The following is a 7215-nucleotide window of genomic DNA, read 5'->3' on the forward strand; positions in this document are numbered from 1 at the left end:
GGTGAGTGCGATATGAGCCCAGGGAAGTGGTGCGACTTGGGAGAGCAGCTCGGCGGGAATATCGATGCCCTGGGTGCGGACATAATCGACAGCGCGGCTGAGATAGACGGTGTTCCACAGGATAATGGCGTTGACGACGAGGTTGAGACCTGACGCCCGATAGGCCATGGTTTCCGCCACGCGGTTGCGCAGCTCGCCAAGCTGGTGGAGGAAGACCGCCCGGGCAAGGGCGTGACGGCTTTCACCCTTGTTGAGGATGGCATGCGATCTGCGCCGGAGCTTGGTGTCGAGCAACCAGTCGCAGATGAAGATCGAGCGTTCAATCCGGCCCATTTCGCGTAGCGCCTGATTGAGCCGATTTTGCCGAGGCGATGCGGCAAGCTTCTTGAGGATGACGGACGGCGGCACGAGGCCCGCGCCAATCGATGACTTCAGCCGCAAGACCTCATCCCAGTGCTGCTCGATGACATCCATGTTGACGGCTCCCGAGATCAGCGCCCCGAGCGGGTCGTACGCCGCGTCGGGATCGATGACGAAGAGCCTGCGATTGCCGAGATTGCGGATACGAGGAATGAGCCTATAGCCGAAGCCATGGAACATAGCGAATGTCGTTTCGGTCGCGCCGGCGGTATCGGTTGCATGCTCATGGATTTCGACGGAGCTTTCGTTGTGAAGGAGGCCGTCGAGCACGTAGGGCGCTTCGCTCTCGGACGCCTGGATCATCCGGGAGAAGAAGGAGGCGAAACGATTGGACAGGAAGCCATAGACCGAAGCACCTGGTCTTTTGCCGTATTTTGCATTGTATTCGAGGCTGGCTTCACCGCGCCCGCCTGCCGGAAAGAACTGCCCGTCCGAGGAGGAGATATGACCGTCGCCCCAGACCGCGGCGAAGGGATGAGCCTGCTGCGCATCGACCAGCACGGCGGTCGCCGTAGCATAGGTTTCCGAGCGCAGATGCCTATCTACCATCAGCATCATCTGGTGGATCGTGACGCCGCGTGAGCTTTCCGCCATGCGTTCAGCACCGGCGTTGGTGGCGTCGGCAAGGATAGCGGCCATCAGCGCCGGCTCGTCGTTCGCCGTCTCGCCGGTGCGATAGTGTGTGAAGCTGTCAAGGAACCTGGTCCAGCTGTGGACCTCGGCAAGCAGGCTGGTGATCCTGATCCGGGGAACGAGGATGTAAAGACGCCGGCTGAGCGCGACGATCCCGTCACGCTCCTCCTCGCGGATCGGGGAGACCGACAAACCCTTGTCGGAAATAGCCGCATCCGGAATGGCGTTGGCGGCCGCCGCCCTTGCCAGCTCTTTGAGTTTCGCGTCGAGCGTGGCGGTGCGTTCGGCTCGCCATTCGGCAAAGCTGTCAGGGATGGCAAGCCCGAGCCGGCCTTCGGCGCGCATCAGGGCAAAGATCGGTCGAGGCAGAAGATAATCCTCGAAACTGCGCCATGCTCGGCTGCCATCAACCCATATGTCACCGGCCCGCAGGCGCTCCCGAAGGTGAACGAGTACCGCCACTTCCCAAGCCCGAAGGTCGATGGTGACACCGTCCGAGCGCACACGTCGCCGCCACTTGCGCGTCATGAACGCGAACGGCACCTGCGCGGGTAGTTTCCTGCCACTGTAGAGCGCACGCAGATGATCCACTGCCTTCAAAACCGGATCATCGGGACGAAACGACCGGAAAGAGAACGCGCCGAACATGAGCCTGCCCAGCTTTCGCAGCGATTTGTGCCGCTCTATGAGCTCATCGAATTCGTCGCTGCGATCGGGGCGCACGACGGACCTGGCTGCGGCCACGCTGGCGGTCAATCCGTCCCAGCCGAGTGAGACTGCAATTGCGGATGCGAGATCGGTGTTGTTCTCACGGGCGGCCAGAAGCGCCTCGCCAAGCTTGAGATGATCGAGCGCCACCCCATCAAGAATCTCGGCTTCTTTCAGCCGGCGTTCTGTGCGGCTCAGTTCAGCCTTGCGCCGGGTGCTGCCGATCAGTTTGCAGAACATGTCGATCGCAAGGTCGGTGATTGCCGCCTGCCTCTCGATGACGAACGCCGTCAGCGTGGCGTAGCGGCGCTCGGATGTAAGGCGTCGTATCTCACGGGCATGCAGAATGCGGGCGTCCCGGGCGATGATGCCATAGCGGTTGGCATGGATCGTTTTACGTCGCTCATCGGAAATCGCCGCCGAACGCAGAACCTCAAGCCGGGCAATCAGGCCCTTGAGGTTTTTCAGTTTCGTCCCCTCCGGCGCTTCCGCAATCCAGCCGAGATGGCTCCGATCGCCGGACCGATCGATGAGAAGCTGATCAAGCGCCTCGATGGACGGTTGCTCCATGCCCCGGATCAAGCCGCGATAAGCCTGTCGTCGCGCTGCCGCCCGGCCCGCCATCGCCAGACGTATCAGCAGTTCCGGCACAGGAACGAGCAGCTTCCTCTCCTTCAGGGCTTCGATCACGGCCTTGGTGATCGGCTCGCCTTGTTCGGTAGCGGCTGCCTCGCGTGCCGCCGCGGTGATCAGGGATCGATAATCGCTCGCCCGGACGGGCCGGAGATCCAGTGCGACGACAATCTCCCGCGTATGTTCTCGACGGGTTTCCTCCCGCTGGGCATAGAGTGCGAACACCGCAGCGTCGATGCCCAACTGGTCGGCGACAACGGAGACGACTGCCTGAGGCGGAACTTCCCCAGCGCGGAGCGGACGACCGAGATCACGCACCAGGGCGAGTTGGATGGCAAAACCCAGACGATTATGCGATCGGCGATGCGCCCTGGCGAAAGCGATGTCCTCAGCGGACAGCGCATAGCGCGCGAGGGCCTCTTCATAAACATCGGGTGGGTCGAACAGAACGGTGCGCGACTGCGCGTCGAGGAAGGCCATCGGTCACACCCGCTCTCAAACTGGGGGAGCAGGCTCATCTTCTTTGCCCGGTCCGGTCCATCCGGTTCGCCGCAATGTATCGATGAGAGTCGAGCGCGGCACCTTGAATGTCCGACACACCGACGCCTTGCTGGCGCCGGCTTCCAGCGCCGCCAGAATCTGCTCAACCTTTTCGGTGTCGATCGTCGGTGGCCTACCGCCCTTGCGACCGCGCCGGCGTGCCGCCGCCAGTCCAGCGTTGACCCGCTCCGTGATCAGCACTCTCTCGTATTCGGCGAGCGTGCCAAACAGGTTGAACAGGAACGCACCGTGCGAATTCGTCGTGTCGATAGCTTCCGTCAAAGAGCGGAAGGCGACCCCGCGCATCTTCAGATCCTCAACGATTCTGATCAGGTGGGAGAGTGATCGGCCCAGACGGTCGAGCTTCCAAACGACCAGCACGTCACCCTCGCACAATTCCGCAAGGCAAGCCTTCAGCCCCGGCCGATCGTCGCGCGCGCCCGAAGCGCGATCCTGATGCAGGTGACGCTGATCGACCCCGGCCGCGAGCAGGGCGTCGCGCTGCAAGGCAACCGACTGCCGCTCATCACCGCTCGATACCCGCATGTAACCGATCAACATGCACGACAAACCTCAAATTCCGTGTTGCCGCACAGTCTCACATTCCGACAGGGTTTGTCGCGCAAATAATTGCCCAGTCACCCCGTCGATTTCGACCCGCCGAACCGCTACGCGGAAATCATCTGTTTTCCGTCACACCAAAAATCTCTTAGCGGGTAATATTGCAGAGATTCCCACGGAGCCCCGAGATCATGATCCGGTAGCGCCGGCTACCACAATGGAAACCCCACGATTTCAGCGGTTTGGATTCAAGGGGTTGTAGAATCGGAAGAATCGCGGTTTCATGTAACCATGAGTCGAACCGCTATACCGGTAAAAGAGAAGGTAGCCGCCCATCGGGAGCGGTTAAAGGTGGCCGGCCGCATCTATGTGAACACCGATCTTCCCGCCGATCTGGTCGCACGACTTGACCAGATCAAGGAAGCGAAGGGCGTGTCATCACGCGCCCCGATCATCGAAGAAGCTTTGAGGTTCTATATCGAGAACGCACCGAGGACATGAAATGAAAAACCCCTAGCCGTTAGCAGCGGCAAGGGGTTTTCGGATTTCGGAAACGGCTTTGTTAGGACCGCCTGAACAGCCCCTAACATAGTCGAGAGTGAACCACCCGGCAAGAGTGAGTCTCGCCGGGAACGGGGAATCTTTGTCCGCCGTCCGCGCCGTCATGTCCTCCGATTGGAAGGACGAAGGACAGATGTTGAGGACGCAAATTGCGGCCGCGATTGGATGCGCGCGTGCGAACGCGCTTGATGAAATCATGCGGGAGGTCTGGACGCGCTACAGTGCCGGCCAGCTTTCCGAGGAAGACGCCGGCCAGCTCTCCGCGCTCGCCCAGGAGCGCCGGGCCGCATGGCGCGGATCGGGACAAGCCGCGCTTGGCCTAGTCCTGCCTCCCCCGGCCGAGCGTTGCCCGACGCCGGTTCGCCGGCGCAGCTATTTCAAGGGGCGATCGGAGGGCCGTATCTGGCAGGCGACGACGCGCAAGGACGTGCAGGCGATCTTGAAGGCGGCCGAAATCTACAACGAGGCCGGCTTGCACGAGAAGGGCGAGCGCAGCGGCCCGCTCGGATCGGTGGCGCTCGACGTGCTGCGGCTGTTCGTCAATCTGATCGACTTCCGCACCGGCCGGCTGGAGCCGTCAATCACCACGATCATGGACCGCCTGGGCCGGTCGCGGGACACGATCGTGCGGGCGCTGAAGAACCTGCGGGCGCATGGCTTCATCGACTGGCTGCGGCGCTACGAGCCGACCGGGAACGAGGGGCGCGGCCCCCAGGTGCAGCAGGCGAGCAACGCCTACCGCTTGTCCCTGCCGGAAAAGGCCCGGCAGTTTCTTGGCCGGTTTGGAAAGGCCCCTCCCCCGCCTGCGGATCATGGACAGGATCAGCAGGCATGGAGCGAGGCAATCGACGTCTACCGGAGCACCCTGCCCCTCGATGAGCGAACGCAGCTCGACGCTGGTGATAGTCCGCTGGGGCAGGCCCTTGTGAAGATGGCAAAGACCTTCATGAAACGTGAGTCCGATAACCAGACTGAATCCCCCTCTAATTCTATTCTCTATGTGAAAACATAAGCGGACGCCGCTGTTCGGGCCGCTCACGCGACCCTGCGGCGGTTGCGGACCGCGTAATAAGCGGTCCGGCCCGGCACACTCAGAGCAAAATCACCAACCGCCTCGCCTGCGGCCAATGTCGCATGGGCTTTAGAGAGGAAGAAAGGGCAAGAGCTGCGCCTAAAGAAATTAGCTGTTTACTAGCGGCTATTAATTTGCAATAAGATGGCAAGCGGCTGTTTAACCGATTATAAAGTGCACGCAGCTAACATGCTGCTGGTCATTAGATGAGCGGAGGTCGCATGGCGGTCATATCATTTGTTTCGAGCAAAGGCGGGGTTGGCAAAACGACTTCGGCCGTTGTCCTCGCCGGCGAGCTAGTCGCGGCGGGTCGCAAGGTCGCGTTGATCGACGCGGACCCCAACAGGCCCCTTGTAGCCTGGTCGCAGCTTCGCCCGGTTCCGGAATCCCTTCGGCTCATAGTTGATGACTCGGCCGAAACAATCATAGACACGATCGAGGATGCCCGCACCGACGCCGATTTCGTCATAGTTGACTTAGAAGGGACCGCGACCGATCGCGTCGGCTTCGCAGTCGCCCGGTCGGATTTGGTTCTGATTCCGCTGCAAAGCTCGGTTCTCGACGCAGCCGAGGCCGCGAAATCGGTCAAGCTGGTGCGCCAAATGTGGAAGGTGGCGAACCGGGAAATTCCATATCGCGTGTTCTTTACCCGCGTGCCGCCCGCGATCCGCGAGCGGACGGCACGCGACATAGAGCGGCAGTTTACCGGCGCTGCGGTCCCGGTGCTGCCGGCGACTTTGATCGACAGGGCGGCCTATCGGACCTTGTTTTCCTTGGGCGGCACGCTGCACGAGCTGGAAGCGGCCGATGTGTCCGGACTGGAGACAGCCAAGGAAAATGCCCGCGAATATGCGCAAGCCGTCATCAACGCCATTAGGGGAGGGAACGCAGCATGACTGCCGATGACAAGAAACGCGCAACGCTCGACTTTGGCGAGGAACTCAACACGCCGCCAGTGCCGCCCGTTGATCCGAACGCGGTCAAGGCCGCCGCCCGCGCTGCGGGTTTCCGCGAAACTCCGAAAGCCGCCGAGCTATTGCCGTCTTCTCCTGGGCGACCCCCGCGCCGTACTCGGCGTAAGACAGGCCGCACGGAACAGTTCGCAACCCGGCTGAGGGCCGACACTATCGAGGCGATCTATACCTATGCCGACCGCCACGAGATCACGCTTGCCGAGACGATCGAGCGGGCAATGAGCGCACTTGGCGAAGGCGAGCAGTAGCGGTTTCGCTTGTTCGCTTATACAAATTTTGATATAAGGGATTCATGGCTGACATGAAGCGGCTCGAATTTCTCGGGGATTCCCTTGAGCAGTTGCGGGAGTTTCCCGAGACGGCGCGGAAAGAGGCCGGTGTCCAGCTTCACAAGGTTCAGCAGGGTTTTGAGCCAAGCGACTGGAAGCCGATGGCGAGCGTAGGGCAGGGGGTGCGGGAAATCCGCATCCGCGATGAGGCCGGAGCCTTCCGGGTGCTCTACATCGCTAAGATAGAGGATGCCGTCTATGTGCTGCACGCCTTCCAGAAGAAGACGCAGCAGACAGCGAAACGAGATTTGGACCTAGCCGCGACCCGGTTGCGGCAAATCTAGCGGAGGCGTGACAATGGAACGTCAGAGCTTTGCGAATGTATGGGATGCACTGGAAGATACGCCGGCCGAGGCCGCGAACATGACAATGCGTTCCAATCTGTTGATTGCCGTTGAGCAGCGGGTACGGAGTTGGGGCGTCACCCAGGCCGAAGCGGCACGGCGTCTCGGGATCACGCAGCCCCGGCTTAACGACCTGCTGCGCGGCCGGATCACGAATTTCAGCCTCGATACGCTGATTAATCTAGCCACCCAGGCCGGGCTTGCGGTGCGGCTCGATATTGCCGAGGCCGCATAGGCTGGGGCTCCGTGGGCATTTCTGCAATAATACCCGCTAAGGGAAAGCGAAGTTGTTTGGATTGAAACGGTTAGCGCGGATCGGCCTGAAGCGTTCGAGGGGTCGGTCAATTTCGTTCCAGAGATAGTCGCCGGTGAGTGCGATATGAGCCCAGGGAAGTGGTGCGACTTGGGAGAGCAGCTCGGCGGGAATATCGATGCCCTGG

At 61.3% G+C, this 7215-nt stretch carries 8 protein-coding genes; 6 read left to right on the forward strand and 2 right to left on the reverse strand.

The genetic code is table 11. From position 1 onward, the window contains the following. A partial coding sequence (locus ACVNHC_RS24305) for a Tn3 family transposase (RefSeq protein WP_457169878.1) occupies positions 1 to 2874 on the reverse strand: 2874 nt, incomplete at its 3' end. A 15-nt stretch (positions 2875 to 2889) separates the two neighbouring features. Next, positions 2890 to 3495 carry a recombinase family protein gene (locus ACVNHC_RS24310; RefSeq protein WP_055971942.1) on the reverse strand — a complete coding sequence of 202 codons (606 nt, stop codon included), beginning with the start codon at positions 3493 to 3495 and terminating at the stop codon, positions 2890 to 2892. A 351-nt stretch (positions 3496 to 3846) separates the two neighbouring features. On the opposite strand from ACVNHC_RS24310, the gene ACVNHC_RS24315 reads away from it, so the two are divergent. From ACVNHC_RS24315 to ACVNHC_RS24340, 6 genes are all read left to right on the forward strand, one after another. Beyond that, on the forward strand, positions 3847 to 3996 hold the full coding sequence (locus ACVNHC_RS24315; protein WP_246754193.1) for a ribbon-helix-helix protein, CopG family: 150 nt from the start codon (positions 3847 to 3849) through the stop codon (positions 3994 to 3996). 142 nt (positions 3997 to 4138) lie between these two features. Continuing rightward, positions 4139 to 5068, forward strand: a complete 930-nt coding sequence (locus ACVNHC_RS24320) for a helix-turn-helix domain-containing protein (RefSeq protein ID WP_425959541.1) — start codon at positions 4139 to 4141, stop codon at positions 5066 to 5068. Positions 5069 to 5349: 281 nt separating this feature from the next. Further along, positions 5350 to 6024: a ParA family protein gene (locus ACVNHC_RS24325; protein WP_203021263.1), complete on the forward strand. Its 675-nt coding sequence runs from the start codon at positions 5350 to 5352 to the stop codon at positions 6022 to 6024. Continuing rightward, on the forward strand, positions 6021 to 6350 hold the full coding sequence (locus ACVNHC_RS24330; RefSeq protein WP_025031073.1) for a hypothetical protein: 330 nt from the start codon (positions 6021 to 6023) through the stop codon (positions 6348 to 6350). The genes ACVNHC_RS24325 and ACVNHC_RS24330 overlap by 4 nt, the downstream gene beginning before the upstream one ends. A gap of 53 nt (positions 6351 to 6403) precedes the next feature. Then, a complete protein-coding gene (locus tag ACVNHC_RS24335) occupies positions 6404 to 6715 on the forward strand; it encodes a type II toxin-antitoxin system RelE/ParE family toxin (RefSeq protein WP_025031074.1) in 312 nt (103 codons plus the stop codon). A gap of 13 nt (positions 6716 to 6728) precedes the next feature. Continuing rightward, positions 6729 to 7010 carry a helix-turn-helix domain-containing protein gene (locus tag ACVNHC_RS24340; protein WP_008878354.1) on the forward strand — a complete coding sequence of 94 codons (282 nt, stop codon included), beginning with the start codon at positions 6729 to 6731 and terminating at the stop codon, positions 7008 to 7010. Positions 7011 to 7215: the final 205 nt, after the last annotated feature.

The organism is Pannonibacter sp. Q-1 (assembly GCF_054073275.1).

Bases quoted from the DNA above. Each gene is read 5' to 3' on its own strand.
- ACVNHC_RS24330 (WP_025031073.1), top strand. From the start codon at position 6,021: ATGACTGCCGATGACAAGAAACGCGCAACGCTCGACTTTGGCGAGGAA.
- ACVNHC_RS24335 (WP_025031074.1), top strand. From the start codon at position 6,404: ATGAAGCGGCTCGAATTTCTCGGGGATTCCCTTGAGCAGTTGCGGGAG.
- ACVNHC_RS24310 (WP_055971942.1), bottom strand. From the start codon at position 3,495: ATGTTGATCGGTTACATGCGGGTATCGAGCGGTGATGAGCGGCAGTCG.
- ACVNHC_RS24325 (WP_203021263.1), top strand. From the start codon at position 5,350: ATGGCGGTCATATCATTTGTTTCGAGCAAAGGCGGGGTTGGCAAAACG.
- ACVNHC_RS24340 (WP_008878354.1), top strand. From the start codon at position 6,729: ATGGAACGTCAGAGCTTTGCGAATGTATGGGATGCACTGGAAGATACG.